Origin of the sequence: Halalkalibacter akibai JCM 9157 (assembly GCF_000513135.1) — a bacterium.
Taxonomy (GTDB): Bacteria; Bacillota; Bacilli; order Bacillales; family Bacillaceae_D; genus Halalkalibacter; species Halalkalibacter akibai.
In genome coordinates, this window is sequence record NZ_BAUV01000040.1 from 18,881 (window position 1) to 38,727 (window position 19,847).

Consider the following 19,847-nt stretch of genomic DNA (forward strand, 5'->3'; position numbering starts at 1 on the left):
ATATATATCCTTAGAAATGTAATAATGTGCCAATTGTTATCATCATCCATGATTCTATAAACGGAACCGTTTTCCTGTATACGAAACACGTCTATTAGTATTCTTCTAGGACAACGGTGTGGCACAGCACGGTAACTATAATAAATCTTTTCTTGATTAGAAATTCGTAACACCTTCATGAATCGATTCACTCTTTTTTAAGTGAAAATTACACCAATCCTTGAAACTAGGTTTGTCAAATTCATTAGCTGAAACTTCACACCAACCTCTAGGTGAGTCGTTACAATGAACACAGCATTTGCTTTTAATTGATTTATTTTTGCAATTGCCACAGTGGAAAACTGGATACTTATTTTCCTTTTTCATATCCCATCTCCTTCGTCGTTCTTCCCTTACTAATACACCTATTCCATTATTTTAAATATCTTGAAAATGCCGTTGTTTATTATCTTAAATCTTCAGTAAGACTGTGATTATGCCATACTACAATAAGGTTCATTTTGATAAAATGTTCAAAAATCCTTCAAAGGATAACAAGAGCTTTTTTGAAAAAAGGGATTTATGTTTTTATGGGGAAGTAATAGATGTATTTAATGTTGATAAAGTAGTATTAGGGGAACTGCAAAAAAGATTCTCGTTATATAAAAGTTTACTTTTTAATAAAGGTACTTATATCAACATACAATACATATGTGAAGGTAGCTCACTCAATTGCCCAGGCAGATTGGGATTAAACTCTGCCGGAATATACGACCTTTTGAAATTTACAACAATCAGTATCGCAACATATAATGATGTATCATGTTCATATGGAAAATTTTGTTGTGGACATGATATAATTGACACATTCAATGTTTTGTTATATTTTGAATGTGTAAACAAAGGTGTTATGCGAGCACCTCATAATTAACCTGACATACTTGCCGGAGTGAAAGTGGTGCCGGATTGTTGGCAGGCAACGGTAAAACTCGCAGTTTATCATTTTTACAACAGTAGGAAGGTTGGGACCTGGAATCCAACCTTCCTTTTTTTAATATAATTTACATATAAGTGGGGAATATTATGCAAAAGAAAGAGGAATTAATAAATATCACAGGAATGCAGCTTAAGTTAGTTGAATAACAGTTACAGAATTCAACCTTTCTCAAGCCTTATTTTTTGATGTTCAAAACAATAAATGATGCCATTGAACTTTTTATTTTTTAAACAGAATTCTTTCACTTTTGCTGAAACAGGTTTACCACAAACACAGCACTTACCTTGCTGTTCACCTCTTGTAGCAGCATCCATTAAACTAACTTCTCTCTCTTTTAAAACTTGAACATGTCGCTCTCTAATTAAAGGGTCTGTGATATTGGCTTTAGCAATTGCCATATAAATAGTGCTAATATCATCTTCTTTAAGAAGTGGCTCTTTATGTTGTAATGTAAGAACTGATACTTTTCTATTTATGTAATCAGTCAATTCAACATCATAAACAAGTAATTCATTAGAAGCTATTTTTCTGTAATCTAACTCATCTAACTTGAACGTACAGCGTTTCGTAAACGATACAATGGAGATAAATAGGTCATGGTACTTCTTGTCAATAAAATTCTTAGAAGCTTGAATATGAGCATAGTTTTGAAGAAAAGGATTCATCATTTTGAACTTCCCATTCACCAACCATATTTTTCTATCTATACCACCATATATTGTGCCTTGATAGTTCTTAGTTTCAATGACAAAGATACTATAAGGAGTTATTATAATATGGTCAATCTGTGAGTAGCCAGACTTAGCTTTGGGATTCCTAACCAGAAGGTCGCTTAAGTGTTTATAATTGTTAGGAAGCTGGTCTAACTGAATTTCTATTTTGTATTCTCCAAGTTCACCTTTCCTAGTGGCAATTTTATCATCGTGTTTTTTCTTGGAAGGTGATGATTTTGTTGCTTTTTTTTGCTTACTCTCGTCTTTATTCTTTTTAAAGAGGTTTAGTAATAGATTCATTTTATTCTCCTAGTAACAATTTATATTTTTCACCATCTTTTTCTAATCCATCTTCCTTTTGCTGTATCCCAATTATTAAGTTCAGTTTGATTATATAACGTCTCTTTTTCGCTGAGAGTTTGAAGCCAGCTTTTTTCAAACTTACGTAATTGTGAGTTACTACAATACGTCAATATATTAAACACAAAGCTATCCTTTCCGTATTTCCTAAAGTCCTCATTTATTTCTGGATAACTATGTTTTCCTGTTTTCATGGAGGAAGCATGGGATTTCAACCTGCCAAAAATATGGTGTGAGCTACCTACATAAAATCGATTAGTTTTAAGGTTATGAAATTCATATATACCTATTAAATCTTGTGTATCCCATCTATATTTTTCTTTACCTAACTCCCACACCTCATCAAACGTTAAAGGTCGAGTTAAATGTTTCAATTCCCATTCGGTAAAGTTTTTTCTTGTTGTTTTCAGTCCCATATTGCTCGCTCCTCCTTTTTTATCCCTTAATAATATTGTTATTCCTTCGCTTACCTGCTCCGTTATTTAAACAGGGAAAAAGGCGATAACATTTATTAAGCTACCGCTCCTGTTACTAATAAAAAAATTATAATTTCTTTTCAAAAAAGGTTAAGGATAACTGTTCATTTACTGCTACTTCTTTACTAATTTGAAATCGATTCTTTCTATATAACCTAACTGCTGGTATATTCTTGGTACCTGTTGCTACTCTAATTGTTTTAACGTTAAATCTACTTTCAATGAAGTTTAAAAACAACTGTGCAATTCCTTTTCTAAAGTGGTTTGGATGAACAATTAACCTATGTATATCAACATCAACATTAGTTACTTTAATAACTATGGCTCCACAAAGTTCGTCATTGTTATAATAACCAAAGAAAATCTCCCCGCACTTTTGCAATGTATGAACTGTATCCTTTAATGGAGGTATTTCAGCTGAACCAATTATTTCTGCCTCTACCTTATAGGACGGTATTTGAATGCCTAAAACATCTTCAGCGATTTTTCTATTGCTAATGTTTATCATTTTAATCAAAGGTTTCACTCATTCCACTATTTTCTTCTTTGCTACAACTGTTTCGTTTTTTCAACGAGGGAAGGCGATAACCGTTCTACAGCTATCGCTTCGTTAGTTTAAGCACAGGACTTCACAAATTTAATTTTATAAAGTTGTTGAGGGAATATAAAAGAAAGTGCTTAGAATTTCTCTCCAAGCTCTCTAAGAAACTAATTGTTTTTTTAGCTACTGGTTCAACTGTTTTCGATTTAAGAACGAAAATACAAAGGAGGTAAATAACAAGAAAGATGCTAGTAGGAATGACGCGTTAACACCCAATAATTCAGTAAGATAGCCTAACAATAGAACTGAGAAGGCATATGTCACCAATTGAAGTGCATATTGAGCGGAATAAACTTTTGGCAATTCTTTGTGAGGGGAGCTTTTCTGTATCGTGGTTTGTTGAGCGATTCCCCCCAATTGTTCTCCAAAACCAATCAAGATAGAAAGAATTAATATTAACCAAGGTATCGAGTTGACTACAAACAAAAAAGTAAACACGCTCGAAATAAGTGTTCCAAAAACAATAACATGACTTAAATGCTCATTTATTAAGCGATTATACCTTAAACTAATAAATCCACCAATAATTAATCCTAGAAAAAAACTGGCGTTAATATAGCCCCACCACTCTTCACCTACATTTAAAACCTCTTCCACATAGATATAAATGATTGCCGCTACCCAAACAGCGCTTGCAAGCGACTCCATAACACTCATTATAGTAACTGTTCGTACAGCAGGCGTTTTCCATATAAAAACCCATCCTTCTTTTATTTTGACCCAGTTCGTTTTAGGGAGAGAGGTTTGGTTTGTTTCTTCTGAATGACTGTTAAGATGAGTTTCTTTAATCATGAACATCATCACACTTGAAGCAAAATAACAAACAACGGTAACATAGATTACTTGATAGGTCCCCAACCAGACCACGAGGATTCCACCAACAGACCATGCTCCGAGTCTAATCGTTTGGTCTAATATAGATAAAAAACTATTTGCTTTCACTAAGTCAATTTGTTGTACCAAGAGAGGAACCATTGAATTTCTAACAGGTGTTGACCAGCCGTCTAGAAAAGAAATCATAAAAACTAACAAAAAAACAAATGTAATGTTTTGAAATGAGAAACTACTAAACAATAACCATCCTAGTATGAACGACAAACATGTTTTTCCCAGTTGAGAAAACGCTAAAATACTCCTTAAGCGAAACCTGTCAATAATAAGAGGAGCTAACAGTCCACTTAGAAACTGTGACATAGTGATGAAAAAGGGAACCAAAGTCATGTACACAGCAGAGCCTGTTAACTGATACATTAATGAAATTAAACCAACGATATATAAAACATCACCAAGATTGGCAAATGTTTGACCAATCCAAAGAAAACGAAAAGAAACACTATGATTCATATCCCCATCCCCTTAAAAATGTTTATAACCATATTCAATAAGAATTTGTTTGCTAACACATTTAAAAGGGAAAATTTACACTTTATCACCTCTTTCAGTTTGTTCTTAATAATCATGTTTAGGGGGAGTGAGCTTTTTTAGAAAACATAGGGATAGGGGTCTACATTATCTTCAATTATTTATCCATGTAAGATTTTATGTTTAGGTTAACAAGAATAGTTCATCTTTACCTCTATAGGTAACTTAACTATAAGTATTCTGTTTCTTTGTTGAACCGTTGTTTTAACTTTAATATTAATTTCCTTTTGTGTGTCGCAAAGAAAGACGCTTCCCTGTAGCGGTGAATCTGTTCGTTAATACAATGTTCTTAAAAGAAGGGCACTAATCCTAATTGTCGCCTCTCGTAAAGACATCGTTTATTTGGCATCAAACAGCATATCCATTTCTAAAAGTTAGGCTGTTTTTGTATAGATTGTTGTTTTTTTACGATAAGAAAAGACCTAATTATTAAAAAAGATAATTAGGTCTTCGTTTTTTAGTGTACATTTTGGTTGTACAGTGCAGTAAATGAATTTGTATTATTAGTTGTTCTTTTTCAAAATAAACGCCTGATTGTGAAACAAAGATTAGATTAAAGAAAACAAATTTTATTGACGCTCACTCACAGGAGAACGCTTTCACCCTGCTATACATTAACAAGCTTTCTTTCTACCAGGAGGTAATATAAATAAACTAACTGTAACGCTACTAGGTAAGATAGAAACGTCCAAAGTATATTCCATCCTTGTCCATACTCTACATAATTCAATTCAACTGCAACCCATTCTAAAAAAGTTATTACTAAACTAAATATTAAGATGAAATAAAATCTAAAATTAAAATATTTCTTAATTCCATAAATTAAAAAACTTGCCGACATTGGATAAAATCCTAAGTCATATGGTAAAGCTGTAATACAATTAAGATTAAAAGCAGGATGAACTACCCACCATTCCATGTGGAAACCAATAATATTAAATAATAAAGAAATTACGATAGCAATAGGAAAAATACTTATAACAATTCTTGGTTCTTTTCTATATAGCCATATTACAAACAACAAAGGTATAACGAACCCTAATAAAATATGAAAAACTATTCTTACCAGCCCCTCTATCAGTAAAGTTATTTAACTACCTTTTCGACATAATAACTCCAATTTCCTTTATAAACGACAAATTTCATTTCTTGTTGATTGAGCTAATACTTCTTATTTTTTTTCACGGCATATAAAAGGCGCTATTCTTATGCGAGAACAGCGCCTTATTGTTGAATATCCTTTTAATTTGTTCTGCTTAAACATAAGCTTTAGTTAGACAACAAACGTGACTACTCCTTACTAATTTCGCAATCTGAATGATTAACAACGTCCTTACGTTTATTCAAAAAGTCTTTCAATTCCTTTTTACTTTTTTTCGATACAAGAATATAAAGAATATCTTCTGTTTTTATTATTGTATCTCCATGTGGGGTTAATAAATCACCTGTACGGATAATAGCACTAATTAGAACATCTTTAGGAAAGTTTAATTCTTTTAACTTTTGACCTGTAATAGTAGACTGTTCATTCACTTCATATTCAATTATTTCCGCATTTGCTTTCCCAATGGAAACAAGTTCTAAAGTATGAGGTGCTTCAACTTTTTTCGGACCATGCAATCCTAATTTTTCAGCAACAATGGAAATCGTTGAACCTTGAATCAAGGCTGAAGTTAATACTACGAAAAAGACTACATTGAAAAACAACTGACTATTTTCTAATCCCATTGTCATTGGGAACGTTGCAAGTACAATAGGGACAGCGCCTTTTAATCCTGCCCAAGAAAGAAAGACTTTTTCCTTTACTCCAAATCCCATGTTTATAGTTGAGAGGGAAACAGCGATGGGGCGGGCGATAAAAATTAAAATAACCGAAAGCAAAAGACCTTTTACGATAATATCAAACGACAGGAATTGTGAAGGGAATACCAATAAACCTAGAATGATGAACATTAAAATTTGCATCATCCATGCGAATCCTTCATTAAACCTAAATATAGAGTGCCGATATGTTAAGTCTCCATTACCAATTACAAGCGCAGCAATATATACAGCCAATAAACCGCTTGCCCCGATTAAGTCTGAAAGATATATGTTAGCAATGCAAAAGCAAGAGCAAAAATCGGATAAAGACCACTCGAATCTAAATTAATTTTATTGATAGCGTAACCCGCAAAACGCCCAAAAAGAAAACCTAAAAAAAGTCCCATACCCATTTGCCAAATAAATGAACCAACCAGTAAGTAATAAAATGGACTCTCAATAGTCATTAATTCAATCAGTGATAAGGTTAAGAACACTGCCATTGGGTCATTAGTTCCCGACTCTGCCTCAAGGGTAGAACTAAGTCTATCACGAATATTCTGACCTTTTAATACAGCAAAAATGGCTGCTGCATCAGTCGAACCAACAATAGCGCCAAATAATAATCCTTCTAACCAAGAAATATCAAATATTAGCTTTGCTGCAACTGCAACAACCACCGTTGTTAATAGGACTCCTAATGTTGCAAGCGATAACGATGGGGTTGCAACAGCTCTTACTGATGACCACTTTGTTTGTAAACCACCTTCAAAAAGAATAACAACTAAGGCTAGAATACCAATTAATTGAGCCAATTTAGGGTTATTAAAGTGGATTAATCCTAAACCGTCACTTCCCATAATCATCCCGACTAGTAAGAATAAAACTAGGGCGGGGACTCCTAAACGAGTCGAAAACTTTGTTGTCAGTACACCAATGATTAGTAATAATGCGGTAAGTAAAATAAAATAATCAACGTTGATTTGTTCTAACATATGTATCCCCTTTCTATGTACTGTCATTTATAAATTAACATCAATTTTAACCTCGAAATTATCTCTTTCTATCCCGATATACCGTAATGTCTCAGCACGAGTGGGGTGATTAAATACAGATTGTAACAATGAAATCGCTATCCCTTTTTGGTATGCATGGTATCCAAATGTTTTTCTTAATGTATGCGTCCCTATTTTTTCAGAAATACCAACTTCTCTAGCGACATTATTTATAATTCGATAGGCTTGCTGTCGAGTTATTGGCTCGTTGTTTTTCTGTGATTTGAAAAGATAATCTGTTGCTTGTAATTCAGCCTTCGTTACATAGTCAATTAAGGCGCTCCTTACTTTGTTGTTAATATAATATGACTTGATTTCACCACTTTTTTTTTCTCTCAAACAATAATATTCTTTTACATTTTGACAATCATAAACATCACTCACTTTAATTCTGAGTAAATGACTTACAAGGATTCCTGTATTAATTCCAAAAATGAACAACAAATAGTCTCTATGTGACCTTTTTTTAAGGATGGCTTTTATCTTCTCTATAGTTTCAACATTCTTAATAGGTTCTACATACTCCATAACACACCTCAGTTATAGTTACTTAACTACAATAATAACATATGGTATGTAACATTACTTATAAAACACATCATGAAAATAAAGAATACAATGATATTTGACAGTTTAATAAAAATAACAGGTACACCTTTCACTTGAAAGGATATCTGTTTTTGTGTACAGGGCTATGTGTTGCTATTTCCCTAGACCTAAACCATTCAATTTGACTATAATTGTATTAAGGAAAACATGATATCTATGGTTAGATATAAAACATAATGTTGACAGGGGGTCATAGGATGCAAGAAGAGAATAAAGAGGTACAACTTCCTGATGAGAAGTCAGATGAGGGAAGTCCCTTTCAGTCACAGAAAGAAATAAGTTTAGTTCTATCACTCGTCCTAGATTTTATCCAACACCAGAAGCAGAAAGAAATGGATAATAGAATAAACACGTTTATTGAAAAACGAATTATCGACCTAAAAAATAATCAGGCATCAATCCAATTAAGTTCTGAGACGCTGGTACTGCTCCATGTTATACCATACCAAGAGAAGGAGCTTTATTTAGATATTTCTAGTTCGAGAGAGCATACACACCTGTTTCCACTCTTATCTAATAGAGGTTATGACAACAGATTCAATGCCGATGGTTTCTTAAGTTACCATTCAAAGAGTTCTTATGTTCAGCTATTCCGTAATGGGATAATTGAAGCGGCAGATATAGCCTTTTTTAACCCGGATAATAAAGAAATCTATGGAACGCAACTTGAAAGTTGCTTGATAAAGAAATTACCTAAATACTTTAGTTTCCTAAAAGAGCTAAGAGCAGACAGCAATACTTTTTTGGTAGCCGTTTCTTTGTTAAATGTTAAAGATTGTTCTCTTTCTTCAGGTTATTATGATGTAATAGATAGAGAAGAGATTCGTTTGCCTAAAGTTGTTACAAGGCAAGAAGATAACATAGCAAAGATGTTAAAACCAGCTTTTGATGTTTTGTGGAACGCTGTAGGAATGCCGGGGTCCATTAATTATATAAATGGCGATTGGCAACCTAGAAAATATTAAATCATTTCTTAGGGAGTGTATGTGATGGAAGAAAGAACAAGAAAAGCATTTATTAGTTATAGTTGGGATAACGAGGAGCATAAACAATGGGTGATGGACTTAGTTAGTAACCTTAGAAGGAATGGGATTGAAGCATCATTTGATAGATACATTACACAGTCAAGCACTGTGAATTTAAATCAAATGATGATTACAAATATGAAGGATACTGACTACATTGTGATAGTATTAACCGAGCAGTATGCCGAAAAAGCAAATAGTTTTCAAGGTGGTGTTGGTTTTGAAACGTTACTTTCTTTACCGTTGCTACAAGAGCATCCTGAAAAATTAATATTTGTGGTCAGGAGTAACAGCGGATTTCAAAAGGCTTTTCCATTTCACCTTAAAGGCTACTATGCGATAGATTTCTCGAGTAATAAAAATTATGAAAATGCTTTTACTGAATTATTACATAGAATTTATGAGGTCCCTTTATTAGAAATAGAACCAATAGGGAAAATGCCAGAACTAAAGCCAAGAAGAAGTACATCGCCTTCATTCTCTGAAATTACTGATGTAGAGATTCCTAACTTAAAACGTATTACGGATAGGGATATTCATTTATTTATGCATGAAAAGTTCAGAGAAATTAACGACTTATTAAAAGAATTGTTTACAAAAGTACAAGAATCTAATGCTAACTTTGAGTTTACTGCGGAATCACAAGAAAGTGCAAAATCAGTTTACCATGTTTATATCGATGGTCAATATGTGACAGGTCTTAAGGTATGGTTAGAGTCAAGTAGTGTATTTAGACAAGCTAGCATACATTTGTCTTATGGTAGGCAATCAGCTATTTTTAATGACAATTCTTATAACGAAGCCATTGTTCATGAAATTGACCATAACAAGAATCTTAGACTGAAAATGACTATGAATATCTTTGGGAACAATGAAGCCCAAAATCCAAATTTAATCGTGAAGGAAATATGGAAAAATCACCTTTTGCCGTATATAAAATAATGTTTCTTTCAGACCAACATTGTTGGTCTTGTTTATTTTAATTTTTGAAGTGTTACTGCTAGTCGGTCTTATACCCACATAACGTACGTTTTGTTTTCGTAAATAGAAGGTTAGCTCGTTCGTTCAAGAACAACAGGAACACGAGGTAACTTTGGTCGCAAGTTCTCGTCGTTCTTAGTCCACGTACTTTTAGGTCCAAACCCTTGAGTACACGAGGCTTAACTTTTTCTACCTATTAAGTAATTCCGAGAAAAAGAAAAAGAACCTTCTATTTGGTAGGCAGAAGGTTCTTCTTCCGGTTTTGAATCAATCGAGTAATCCATTAGGTCTTTTGCAACCCAGCTCCCTAAGTAAGTGTAAGAAAATAAGAAAATAAGAATCACTTTACACCCAGTCTATTACACGGTGTCAATAAATTTATCCATAATAGTTAGTTTGTATTGTGGTTATTTGGGGAAGTAAGAGATGTTATTTAGAATAAAACATTCTGTATTAAGAAGGTTTGCAGAAACATGAATTGTTTATATTTTTATTTAAAGGAGTCTATTCATGACAATAAAAAAAAGACTCAATATCTTAGATTAGATAAAGAGTCCATTGGTTTGGTCACTTTTAGTTTACAATAGAATCAGGAAACAATCAAGATAGATGTTGAGTTGAAAATAAATGCTTTGTTGGACTGGAGAATTGCCATTTGCGTCTGATTTATTTTATGTTATGTAATAAAATTCAAAACAATAAGACAGGTCTTCCTGAATGAATAGTATTAATATATTGAAACAAGGGATGTATATTATAAAAACAGAAAACGAAATAATAACTTTTGAAAGTATATACAGTCATTGAAACCGAAAAGCGATGCTTTAATAAAGAAGAGCATCGCTTTTCATTCTAGTTCCTCACTTCTTTGTTCCTATGAGCCCACGCAAATAAAAGAAAGACACCTATTAATGCCAACCACCAATTTTGACCAAAATGGACTTTTAAATCAGCAATCATCAGAGTGATTGGAAGAAGAATGACATGAGCTAAAGCAACTATAATATGCAATACATAAGCTGCCCCATCATGTTCAACTCTGGAGTTGAAATAGCTTATACCAGTCATGACCATCACTGCAACAGCTGCAAAAAGCAAACCGGATTCCAGCAAATTAAGCTTGGAGTTATAAGCGACTTCCATCTCTTTGTTATACATGGATAGTCTTAATGCGGAAAAGCTTAAAACAATTGTAAAAACAGTTCCTAATGTTTGTAAAACGTTTTTAAGTGTCATCTGATTCCCTCCTAAAGGTTTGTCTTACTAGTACAATCTATTTCATCCTTCCAAGATTTAGAATATGTAAAAGTTGCTTACTTTTACGAAGTATACGTAATGGAGCAGCGATAAGTTGTGAACTTCTCCAAAAAAGAATTTGTTACGGTAGCAAAGAGCATATTACTCTGATAAGTTAATTATTTATAATTAATCTTAAAATGTGATTATTTCGGAGGGGAAAACACTTTATGAAATATAAAATGAGAATAGAAGATTTAGGTACTAAGGAAGATATATGGAATGCAGTTATCTCAGCTATGTGTGAGTATACCTTTCCAACGGAGAATGAAATAGCTAATGATACGTACATGGTCTATAGTTACTACTCTGAACTTGAAAGTGGGGGACATGAAGGTTTGCTGAATGGGTTTTCATGGTATATCGAGGAAGTTGGAATCGTACATTACTTACAGGAACTCACAAGTAATCTTAAGAGAATAGGTGCAATTGATTATTCCAAAATTGTAAAAGAATACGTGGGGGAATTGTGGGGACTATTCCAAGCGTTAGAAAATGGTGAGGTTGACGAAGAGGAATTTTATGAAGTTGTTAAGAAGGCGGATAGCAAATATGAAAATCTTAACGGAAAATTAGGGGAGTTATTGGAAAACTATTTTGTTATCATCTATAGGGATTTAATTGACATAGAGGGATAGCGTTAGGGGGATTATTTATGGATAGCATTATTTTTGATTTAGATGGAACCTTATGGGACCCAATAGATACGGTGTTGATTGCTTGGAATCATATTTTGAAGCAGTCCAACCAAGCAAAAAAAGAGGTTACAAGAGAAGACTTTACAAGTACAATGGGACTCCAAATACAAGAAATAGGCACTAAGCTTTTTCCGCATTTAGATGAAAGAGCACAGGAAGAGTTGTTAGAGGAATGTTGTGCGCTAGAAAACGTATATTTAGAAGAACATGGCGGTCATTTATATGAAAATGTGGAATCTGTACTAGCAGTTCTATCACAAAGATATAAGCTATATATTGTAAGCAACTGTCAAGATGGATATATAGAAGCATTTTACAAGTATCATAAATTAGAGAAATACTTTTTGGATTATGAGAATCCAGGCAGAACCGGGTTATCTAAAGGTGAAAACATTCAGCTAATTGTGGAAAGAAATAATCTGAACAAGCCTGTTTACGTTGGTGATACAGATGGTGATTTAAAAGCTTCTAAATTTGCTAAAATTCCATTTGTGTATATCGAATACGGTTTCGGTCAAACAAGTGAATATGATTATTCTATTAAAAGATTTGATGAGCTTTTAAACATATTCTAAACTAGTTAACGATAGCGGTTGAATACCAAAGATTGCGAATAAAAGTAGGAGTAAGAAGACCGGAAATTAAAATAAAAAAGGAACAGTTCCAAATCAGTTGGAACTGTTCCTGCGAATGATTAAAATCCTAATTTCTTAGCAGTCCATTCAGTTACTGCCTTTTCCTGCATGTCAGACCATGTTATAAAGTTAGTTGTTGAATTTACAAACTCGTCCAAACTTGCTTTATCAATAGCTTCAAAGTCTTCTATGGAGTCGATTTTAAAACTAGAGTTCTTAAACATATCATCGATAGACAGAAAATTAGTATGTTTTTTCATAAATGTGCCTGAAAACAACTCATTAAATGAAATAGAGTTCTCTCCCTGTAATGCTTTTGCATTATCTTCGAGTTGCTTAATTTTACGTTGAAATTCGTTTAAGCCATTAATTTTAATCATAGGACACTCCTATCATATGTTGTTTGAAAGCGAACGTAAGCTCCCTCTTGTTTTTATATGGGAAAGAGCTATAAGATATAATTAGCGAATATTTTTTAGAGTTTCTAGGTGGTGCAACACTTAGAAGCTCTTTTTTATTTCTCTTTCCATTTTACGCAATTCTGTATTAATCTCTCTCTCTGCTTTTCTTATATCTCGTTTTAACTTACTCTCAGCTCTTCTCATTTCACTTTTAAATTTAGAAACATTAAAACGTCTAGTCATCTCTATCACCACCTTTCCTAGAACTTCATAGATTGGAAGATTCATCCGCCCTTTCTGCTTTTTCATTATATCAACTTATTCTACTTAAAATCAATATATAGATTTTAATAATTCGATAAACACAATATGTTGTGAATCGGTGTGAGTTCTTTTTTATTTTGTCAAAAAAGCAAGACAGTATATTTAAGAGGATGGTTTAGAATGATAGAGAATAGAGGTCATTCATTTAAAGTTATGGTTTTTTTTGTGAGTTGCAAAAATGAAAAAGGTAACTTGAAGATGAACCGTCCGATTGAGAAACTATGTTTTTCTTAGAATAAAATAAAAAAAGAGAACAACATTAATAGATTGGTTGTCTCCTTAACAAGACAGAAGAAATTAAATATTTGTTGTATTTAGGTGTTCTATGAACCCCTTCTGTTATTTATCATTTTAATAAATGCTATGAACGTTCTACATAGCAAAGAGTGATACCAAGACCAACCCTTTTTCCAGGATATTAGGTTGGTTTTCTTTTCAGCCACTGCTTCAATAAGTATGAGAGGGATAGCGAAAGGAAATAGTTTCAAAAAAGCTCCAACTGGTTTGTTGTTTAGGGTCCACTGATTATAATAAAGAATCAATAATGGAAAAAGGATTAAATCAAAGGGGAGATGCCCTTTTAACCAAGGAAATAGCTTCTTGTTGTATGATAAAAATCCTCTCGATGTTAAATACTCATCTGTTAAAAAATTTTCAGTAGCACTAACCAAGTAAACAATAATCCAGTCTTTAAACAAACGTTTAAAAATAGCAAAAGGCAATAAAGTTAAGCCTGTTATTGTCGTTATGACCAAAAAGAAATATTCACCTTTTTCTTTCATAAAAACCACCTCTTATTTAAGTATCCTAATAAATGGAGACTTTATTCATGGTTCTACATAGGGCTCAGGGAGGCGGTATAATTACATTAATCACGAGAACACCAATACTGAATTGAGTAATCATTTTTTTATATTGTAGATAGAGAACTCAGTATAATGACAAGATAAAGGATGTGCTATTATCCTGATTATTAATAAAGATAGCTATGTGTATTGTGAGACGATGTGATATTAAATCTTCCTTGTTGGCTATAGTTTATGTAGTGAGATGTAGCAGATATAAAAGATGTTCAGTTTTTGCTAGTTTCTCGAATAACCATTTATGTAATGGTTATCCTATACTGAACTTAATAATAGGAGGAACAACTGATGCCAGAAAATCCTGCAATTACATCTTCAGAGCTTGGGACGTTATGGCTTACTTATCAAGAAAAAACAATGATTTTACGAATGTTAGATTATTTTATAGAAAAAGCTGATGATGATAAAGCAGAGAATATTATGAATGATTTGTATGGGGAAATTGACCAATGTGTTAATAAAATAGCAGCAATTTTAAAGCGCGAAGGTGCAGCCGTTCCCATTGCATTCACTGAGCATGATGTTCATAAAGAAGTACCGAAATTATACGACAATGGATTTGATATTATGTTTGTCCGATTGTTGAAAGAGATTAGTATGGCATTGCATTCATTAAATATGACAATGTCTTACCGAGAAGATATCGTTTTGTTGTATGATGAACTTACAGATATTACACAAAAATATTACCATTTATGTACGCAATACTTACTTGAAAAAGGTATGATTGCTCGTCCTCCTTATGTTAACATGCCGAAAGCTGTTGGGTTTGTTAAAGATACAAACTACTTAAGTGGATTACAAATAAATCCATTCACTAAAAGAAGAACATTAAATTCAATAGAAGTCGCTCATCTTTATCATATAATTGATAGTAATGTTTTAGGGATGAACATGATAACTGGATTTGCTCAATGTGCCACTAAAGAAGAAGTCAGAAAATATTTTATCGAAGGCGCAACTCTAGCTAAGAGCATTATTAAAGAGTTAAGTGAGATTTTACTTGATGACAATATTCATACCCCTATGTCACCTGGTGGGAATCCGACACTTTCAACTGTTGCTCCGTTTTCTGATAAACTCATGATGTACTGTACCAGCTTATTCTGTAGTTTTGCTTTGGGTGGTAATTCTTTAGGGACGGCATTCAGTATGAGAAATGACTTGCCCGTTAAAATGGCAGCTTTTATGAAAGATACCCTGCAATATGCTCATAAAGGTGCAAAAATTATGATTAACAATGGTTGGATGGAAGAACCACCGCAAATGGAAGAACGTAATCAATTATAATAAAAGACCGATTCAAAATTGAAGATGTAAATCCAGAAAATATAAAAGCTCTGCATATCATGATTTCAAAATTATGTTAAAATTTTACTCAGTACATCATCAAAGAAAATGTTGTTAATGGAGGGATAGGATGACGACAGATGCACCGATTTTTGAATCTGATTTGATATTTGACCAATTTATTGAAGAAATACAATTCAGAGCATTCTCTGTAGGGTATGAATTTGAAGAGTTTAGGTATGAAGCATTAGTTGACTTGATTTTCTCAGCTTTGTTGGATTTTGCACTGCCAGCATCTGAACAAACCATTACAGCCATTAATGCACAAAGAAAGTTAAGAAGAGCAGCTAAGACCGTGTACGCAACCGAAAAATATGGAAAAAGAGGAGAGTTTGGAGAGATATTACTTCATATCGTTATGAGGGATTATTTTGGTTCTGTACCTGCCATTTCGAAAATGTACTATAAAGACGGTCCAAATGAAACAGTTAAAGGATTTGATGCGGTACATATTGTACCTCGTGATAATGATTTGGAGTTATGGCTTGGAGAAGTGAAATTCTATAACAATATTAGAAATGCCATTAGAGACGTGTTACCAGAGTTACACGCGCATGTAGATAAAGTATATTTAAGAAATGAGTTTTTGTTTATTAATAATAAAATCGATGATAGTTGGGAATATTCGGATAGACTAAAGCGATTAATTGACGAAAGGACGAGTTTAGATAAGATATTTAGTCGAATCAAGATTCCAGTTTTACTTACTTATGATAGCAAGGTTGTCCGTTCGTTTAGTCAAGCTTGCGAAGAATATAAAAAACACTTAATAAGTGAACTTAATGAATATCACGATGTCTTTAGAGGCAACGAACTACCTAATGTAGATATTGTACTAATATTAATTCCATTCGAAGATAAAAAGAAATTAGTAGATAAATTACATGAGAAATTAAGGATATTACAACTAATATGAAAACAAACACTGAATATTATCAAATAAAGCAATTGCTAGAACATAAAATAGATTTAAGTATGGACGAGTGCTTTTCTATATTCTCTTGGTTAACTGCTTCTATTCAAAAAGAAGATACAGAGGGAAGTGCGAGAGACATCCTGTTAAGACTATTAGATAAGGCAGATGTATTGCCGATAGAAGCGCGGACGATATTAAATGACTATATAGAGAGATTTGGGTATTTTCCATATTTGCAAGATTTAGATAAGGCATCTGTAAGGACTTTGTTGAGGTATGAATTTTATCGCTCGGAACATATCCCTGATATTGTTATGCATCAAAAACAAGCAGAGGTGTATGATTCTTTATATAATAAACAAAGTGTTATTTTAAGTGCTCCAACAAGCTTTGGAAAAAGTTTACTTATTGAAGAAATAGTGGCTTCTCGGGAATACAACAATATTGTCATTATCTTACCGACACTAGCACTGATAGACGAAACAAGAATGAAACTAATGAAATATGCAAAAGATTACAAATTAATATTCTCTTCTAAACAATCGTTTGATGAAAGAAACGTCTTTATTCTAACAGCTGAGAGGCTAATAGAAATCGAACAGATTCCCAATATTGATTTTTTTATTATTGATGAATTCTACAAGTTGGACAGTTCAAGAAGTGAAGATGAACGGTTAAATGTCTTAAATCATGCTTTTTACAAACTATTAAAGTGTACAGATAAGTTCTATTTATTGGGACCGAATATCGCATCTATTCCTTCTGGTTTTGAGGAAAGGTATGGTTGCAAGTTTATACCTTCTGAGTATACGACTGTTGCTTGCGATGAAATCTATATAAAGCGGAAAAAAAACAAAGAATTTGACCAGTTAGTTGAACTGGTTCAGCAGTTAAGAGAACCAACGATGATATATTGCAAGTCTCCTGGTAGTGCGGAAAAGTATGTAAAAAAATTTCTGGATAAAGGGAAAACCTTCTTAGATAAAAATACTTCACATACAGATTCTATCGAATGGATTGAGAAAAATATTCATCCAGAATGGTTGTTAATTGACGCATTGAGGCACGGTATTGCTTTCCATCATGGTTCTATGCCTAGACACTTAGGACGCTATATAGTTGAAGAGTTTAACAAAGGAAATATAAAGTACCTGTTTTGTACGAGCACTTTAATTGAAGGCATCAACACAACAGCAAAAAATGTCATTGTGTATGATAATAAAAAAGGGAGGGACCTTATTTCCTTTTTTGACTATAGGAATATACGAGGAAGAGCAGGGAGAATGACGAAACACTTTGTTGGTCGTGTCTTTTCTTTCTATACTCCTCCAGAAGATATAGATGTAGATGTCGATTTTCCATGGTTCACACAAGATAACGCTTCAGATGAAATACTCATTCAAGTAGAGGAGAAAGATTTGAAAGACGATTCCATTGAAAAATTAAAACCATATAAGGAACAAAATGTCCTTGATATTGAAATAATCAAGAAGAACAATAATATTCCTGTAAGAGGACAAGTTGAGCTAGCTCAACTCCTCCATGAAAATGTAGATTATTATCATAAATTTTTGGGGTGGACAAGCTATCCTACTTACGACCAATTAAGGGTAACTTGTGAACTGCTATATAAATACTTACGTTTTGCAAATACTCGGGACGAAGTATATTCCGGAAAACAGCTAGCCTTATACGTTAACAAATATGTGAGATTCAAATCAAATATGGCACGATTTATAGATTTTTTTGTAACAAGTGATAAGGACAATGTAGATAAAGCTGTACAAAAAGCAACCAAAATAAGTCGCAATTGGTTTGAATTTCGATTTCCTAAATTATTATTAGGTCTTCAAGAAATTCAGGAATCTGTTTTTAAGCAACATGGAAAAACCTGTGGAGATTATCGCTTTTATGCGTCCACAATTGAAGCAGCTTTTTGTACCCCAGCTTTATCTGCGCTACAGGAATTTGGTTTGCCAATTTCTCTCTTGCGGAAACTGGAGCCGTATCTAAATTTAAAAGAGATAGAGAAAGAAGAAGATTTAGATAAAGTCATTGCACAAATCAGAAGTTTACACATTAACGAAATAGAACTTGATGCATTTGAGCTCAAACTGTTAAAGGATTTCTTAAGAAACTAGCTATTACTATGAGGCGAGTCAACGAAAAAGCGAAGTGCGCTTGTTGGTTGAAACTCTTCAGTAGAAGTCATTTTCTGGGCGTATAGATATTAATGAATTTAAAGAAAAGAGTAACGAAACAATTTTGAATGCATAAAGTAATATTACCTTCCTATCTTATAGGGAGTTAATATATATAAAGCAAGGTTGCTTAAAAGTAACCTTGCTTTTTCATGCATAAGATATAGAAGAATACATATCATAAGAAAACCTTTCAAAAATAATATACCTATTTTACTTAAAACATCTAAGAATCCAAATGTTATTTTTGAAAGATTTCAAATTAAAAAAGTGGTTGATAATATTTTGAATATCGGATGTTTATATTTCCTTGTTACAAATGTAGCTACCTCAAAATAAAAGTCAATGAAAAAACATAGTACATGTTAAAATCCTCCATTAAATTTATACAAAAGTGAACCTTCTTAGTGATTCTCTCTTGAATGTATAATTATTACAGAAGGAATTATTTATGAAGAGGAAATTTATAGGATTACATTAACTTACTTTAAACGCTTTTCCATTAACGGAGCAATAACTAGAATCTTATCTTAAACATGTAACACAGACACATTAGTGTGTTATAAGGAAACAGGGTTAGTAATAGGAGATGGAAACATCAGAGGGTTGTGTATTGGAAAGCAAATGATAGGAGCGACTCTAAACATAGCATTTGACCAATTGAAATTACATAGAGTGAGTTTAGGTGTATTTGATTTTAATGAATCAGCAACAGCTTGTTATGAGAAAGCTGGATTTGTTAAAGATGGTTTACTAAGAGATGCTAGAAAAAGGGAAATTAATATTGGAGTTTATGGGAAATGAGTATTCTAAAACATGAATGGCTGCTAAGAAATCATTCTTAGTCAATTAAGATATATATATAGGTATAACGTTAAACGCATGGGATTGAATCCGATGCGTTTAACTGCGTTAACAGGTAAATTGAACTTACGCACTGTTAAAATTGAAATGTCAGATTGAACTTGAGTGCTTGTAAACTAAATATACTGTTATATTTAGACTTCGGCGGAATTTGAGAAGGATAAATGCTAATAATTAATATAATCATTGAAGTCATTCTATTTTTTTCATCAATTACGCATTAGACGATATCACCTATAGATTCCGTTATGTTTGTGACTTTCTACCCCACCCTTGTA

Annotated in this window: 17 protein-coding genes and 2 pseudogenes; 8 read left to right on the forward strand and 11 right to left on the reverse strand. The window is 32.9% G+C overall.

Annotated elements, in window-relative coordinates:
- Positions 1–1,134: 1,134 nt before the first annotated feature.
- From JCM9157_RS17655 to JCM9157_RS17685, 7 genes and pseudogenes are all read right to left on the reverse strand, one after another.
- Complete coding sequence (locus JCM9157_RS17655) at positions 1,135–1,989, reverse strand: nuclease-related domain-containing protein (protein ID WP_035666803.1); 855 nt, start codon at positions 1,987–1,989, stop codon at positions 1,135–1,137.
- A gap of 29 nt (positions 1,990–2,018) precedes the next feature.
- Complete coding sequence (locus JCM9157_RS17660; RefSeq protein ID WP_035666805.1) at positions 2,019–2,465, reverse strand: GIY-YIG nuclease family protein; 447 nt, start codon at positions 2,463–2,465, stop codon at positions 2,019–2,021.
- 127 nt (positions 2,466–2,592) lie between these two features.
- Positions 2,593–3,033, reverse strand: a complete 441-nt coding sequence (locus tag JCM9157_RS17665; protein ID WP_369384771.1) for a GNAT family N-acetyltransferase — start codon at positions 3,031–3,033, stop codon at positions 2,593–2,595.
- 216 nt (positions 3,034–3,249) lie between these two features.
- Positions 3,250–4,470: an MFS transporter gene (locus JCM9157_RS17670; RefSeq protein ID WP_035666808.1), complete on the reverse strand. Its 1,221-nt coding sequence runs from the start codon at positions 4,468–4,470 to the stop codon at positions 3,250–3,252.
- Positions 4,471–5,155: 685 nt separating this feature from the next.
- Positions 5,156–5,572 carry a CBO0543 family protein gene (locus JCM9157_RS24460; protein WP_052013236.1) on the reverse strand — a complete coding sequence of 139 codons (417 nt, stop codon included), beginning with the start codon at positions 5,570–5,572 and terminating at the stop codon, positions 5,156–5,158.
- Between the two features lie 266 nt (positions 5,573–5,838).
- Positions 5,839–7,346, reverse strand: a pseudogene (locus tag JCM9157_RS17680) (potassium/proton antiporter).
- A 27-nt stretch (positions 7,347–7,373) separates the two neighbouring features.
- Positions 7,374–7,934, reverse strand: coding sequence for a tyrosine-type recombinase/integrase (locus JCM9157_RS17685; protein WP_035666813.1), 561 nt, complete (start codon positions 7,932–7,934; stop codon positions 7,374–7,376).
- Positions 7,935–8,212: 278 nt separating this feature from the next.
- Between JCM9157_RS17685 and JCM9157_RS17690 the strand changes: the two genes are divergently transcribed.
- A complete protein-coding gene (locus tag JCM9157_RS17690) occupies positions 8,213–8,980 on the forward strand; it encodes a hypothetical protein (protein WP_035666815.1) in 768 nt (255 codons plus the stop codon).
- 24 nt (positions 8,981–9,004) lie between these two features.
- Positions 9,005–9,982 (forward strand): toll/interleukin-1 receptor domain-containing protein, encoded by a 978-nt coding sequence (locus tag JCM9157_RS17695; RefSeq protein WP_035666818.1) that lies wholly within the window; start codon positions 9,005–9,007, stop codon positions 9,980–9,982.
- 891 nt (positions 9,983–10,873) lie between these two features.
- Here JCM9157_RS17695 and JCM9157_RS17700 read toward each other — a convergent pair.
- Complete coding sequence (locus JCM9157_RS17700) at positions 10,874–11,257, reverse strand: hypothetical protein (protein ID WP_035666820.1); 384 nt, start codon at positions 11,255–11,257, stop codon at positions 10,874–10,876.
- Between the two features lie 230 nt (positions 11,258–11,487).
- Between JCM9157_RS17700 and JCM9157_RS17705 the strand changes: the two genes are divergently transcribed.
- Positions 11,488–11,955: a DMP19 family protein gene (locus JCM9157_RS17705; protein ID WP_035666822.1), complete on the forward strand. Its 468-nt coding sequence runs from the start codon at positions 11,488–11,490 to the stop codon at positions 11,953–11,955.
- Between the two features lie 17 nt (positions 11,956–11,972).
- Positions 11,973–12,590, forward strand: coding sequence for an HAD family hydrolase (locus tag JCM9157_RS17710; protein ID WP_035666824.1), 618 nt, complete (start codon positions 11,973–11,975; stop codon positions 12,588–12,590).
- A 119-nt stretch (positions 12,591–12,709) separates the two neighbouring features.
- Here JCM9157_RS17710 and JCM9157_RS17715 read toward each other — a convergent pair whose 3' ends face one another.
- The 3 genes from JCM9157_RS17715 to JCM9157_RS17720 form a co-directional block, all read right to left on the reverse strand.
- The gene (locus JCM9157_RS17715; protein WP_035666827.1) at positions 12,710–13,030 is read right to left on the reverse strand and encodes a hypothetical protein; all 321 of its coding nucleotides are present in this window, start codon (positions 13,028–13,030) and stop codon (positions 12,710–12,712) included.
- Between the two features lie 120 nt (positions 13,031–13,150).
- Positions 13,151–13,294, reverse strand: coding sequence for a hypothetical protein (locus JCM9157_RS24715; RefSeq protein ID WP_156321504.1), 144 nt, complete (start codon positions 13,292–13,294; stop codon positions 13,151–13,153).
- Between the two features lie 404 nt (positions 13,295–13,698).
- Positions 13,699–14,157, reverse strand: a complete 459-nt coding sequence (locus JCM9157_RS17720) for a CBO0543 family protein (protein WP_035666830.1) — start codon at positions 14,155–14,157, stop codon at positions 13,699–13,701.
- Positions 14,158–14,526: 369 nt separating this feature from the next.
- Here JCM9157_RS17720 and JCM9157_RS17725 point away from each other — a divergent pair, with 369 nt between their 5' ends.
- From JCM9157_RS17725 to JCM9157_RS17740, 4 genes and pseudogenes are all read left to right on the forward strand, one after another.
- A complete protein-coding gene (locus JCM9157_RS17725) occupies positions 14,527–15,528 on the forward strand; it encodes a DUF3231 family protein (RefSeq protein WP_035666832.1) in 1,002 nt (333 codons plus the stop codon).
- 130 nt (positions 15,529–15,658) lie between these two features.
- Positions 15,659–16,504: a HamA C-terminal domain-containing protein gene (locus tag JCM9157_RS17730; RefSeq protein WP_035666834.1), complete on the forward strand. Its 846-nt coding sequence runs from the start codon at positions 15,659–15,661 to the stop codon at positions 16,502–16,504.
- Positions 16,501–18,645 (forward strand): DEAD/DEAH box helicase, encoded by a 2,145-nt coding sequence (locus JCM9157_RS17735; protein ID WP_035666836.1) that lies wholly within the window; start codon positions 16,501–16,503, stop codon positions 18,643–18,645. The genes JCM9157_RS17730 and JCM9157_RS17735 overlap by 4 nt, the downstream gene beginning before the upstream one ends.
- Before the next feature lie 636 nt (positions 18,646–19,281).
- Positions 19,282–19,550, forward strand: a pseudogene (locus JCM9157_RS17740) (GNAT family N-acetyltransferase); the annotation flags it as partial.
- Positions 19,551–19,847 lie beyond the last annotated feature (297 nt).

Coding starts and splice junctions, on each gene's coding strand:
- JCM9157_RS17710 (WP_035666824.1), top strand. CDS start 11,973: ATGGATAGCATTATTTTTGATTTAGATGGAACCTTATGGGACCCAATA.
- JCM9157_RS17715 (WP_035666827.1), bottom strand. CDS start 13,030: ATGATTAAAATTAATGGCTTAAACGAATTTCAACGTAAAATTAAGCAA.
- JCM9157_RS17705 (WP_035666822.1), top strand. CDS start 11,488: ATGAAATATAAAATGAGAATAGAAGATTTAGGTACTAAGGAAGATATA.
- JCM9157_RS17665 (WP_369384771.1), bottom strand. CDS start 3,033: ATGATAAACATTAGCAATAGAAAAATCGCTGAAGATGTTTTAGGCATT.
- JCM9157_RS24715 (WP_156321504.1), bottom strand. CDS start 13,294: ATGACTAGACGTTTTAATGTTTCTAAATTTAAAAGTGAAATGAGAAGA.
- JCM9157_RS17735 (WP_035666836.1), top strand. CDS start 16,501: ATGAAAACAAACACTGAATATTATCAAATAAAGCAATTGCTAGAACAT.
- JCM9157_RS17670 (WP_035666808.1), bottom strand. CDS start 4,470: ATGAATCATAGTGTTTCTTTTCGTTTTCTTTGGATTGGTCAAACATTT.
- JCM9157_RS17725 (WP_035666832.1), top strand. CDS start 14,527: ATGCCAGAAAATCCTGCAATTACATCTTCAGAGCTTGGGACGTTATGG.
- JCM9157_RS17690 (WP_035666815.1), top strand. CDS start 8,213: ATGCAAGAAGAGAATAAAGAGGTACAACTTCCTGATGAGAAGTCAGAT.
- JCM9157_RS17720 (WP_035666830.1), bottom strand. CDS start 14,157: ATGAAAGAAAAAGGTGAATATTTCTTTTTGGTCATAACGACAATAACA.
- JCM9157_RS17660 (WP_035666805.1), bottom strand. CDS start 2,465: ATGGGACTGAAAACAACAAGAAAAAACTTTACCGAATGGGAATTGAAA.
- JCM9157_RS17730 (WP_035666834.1), top strand. CDS start 15,659: ATGACGACAGATGCACCGATTTTTGAATCTGATTTGATATTTGACCAA.
- JCM9157_RS17685 (WP_035666813.1), bottom strand. CDS start 7,934: ATGGAGTATGTAGAACCTATTAAGAATGTTGAAACTATAGAGAAGATA.
- JCM9157_RS17700 (WP_035666820.1), bottom strand. CDS start 11,257: ATGACACTTAAAAACGTTTTACAAACATTAGGAACTGTTTTTACAATT.
- JCM9157_RS17695 (WP_035666818.1), top strand. CDS start 9,005: ATGGAAGAAAGAACAAGAAAAGCATTTATTAGTTATAGTTGGGATAAC.
- JCM9157_RS17655 (WP_035666803.1), bottom strand. CDS start 1,989: ATGAATCTATTACTAAACCTCTTTAAAAAGAATAAAGACGAGAGTAAG.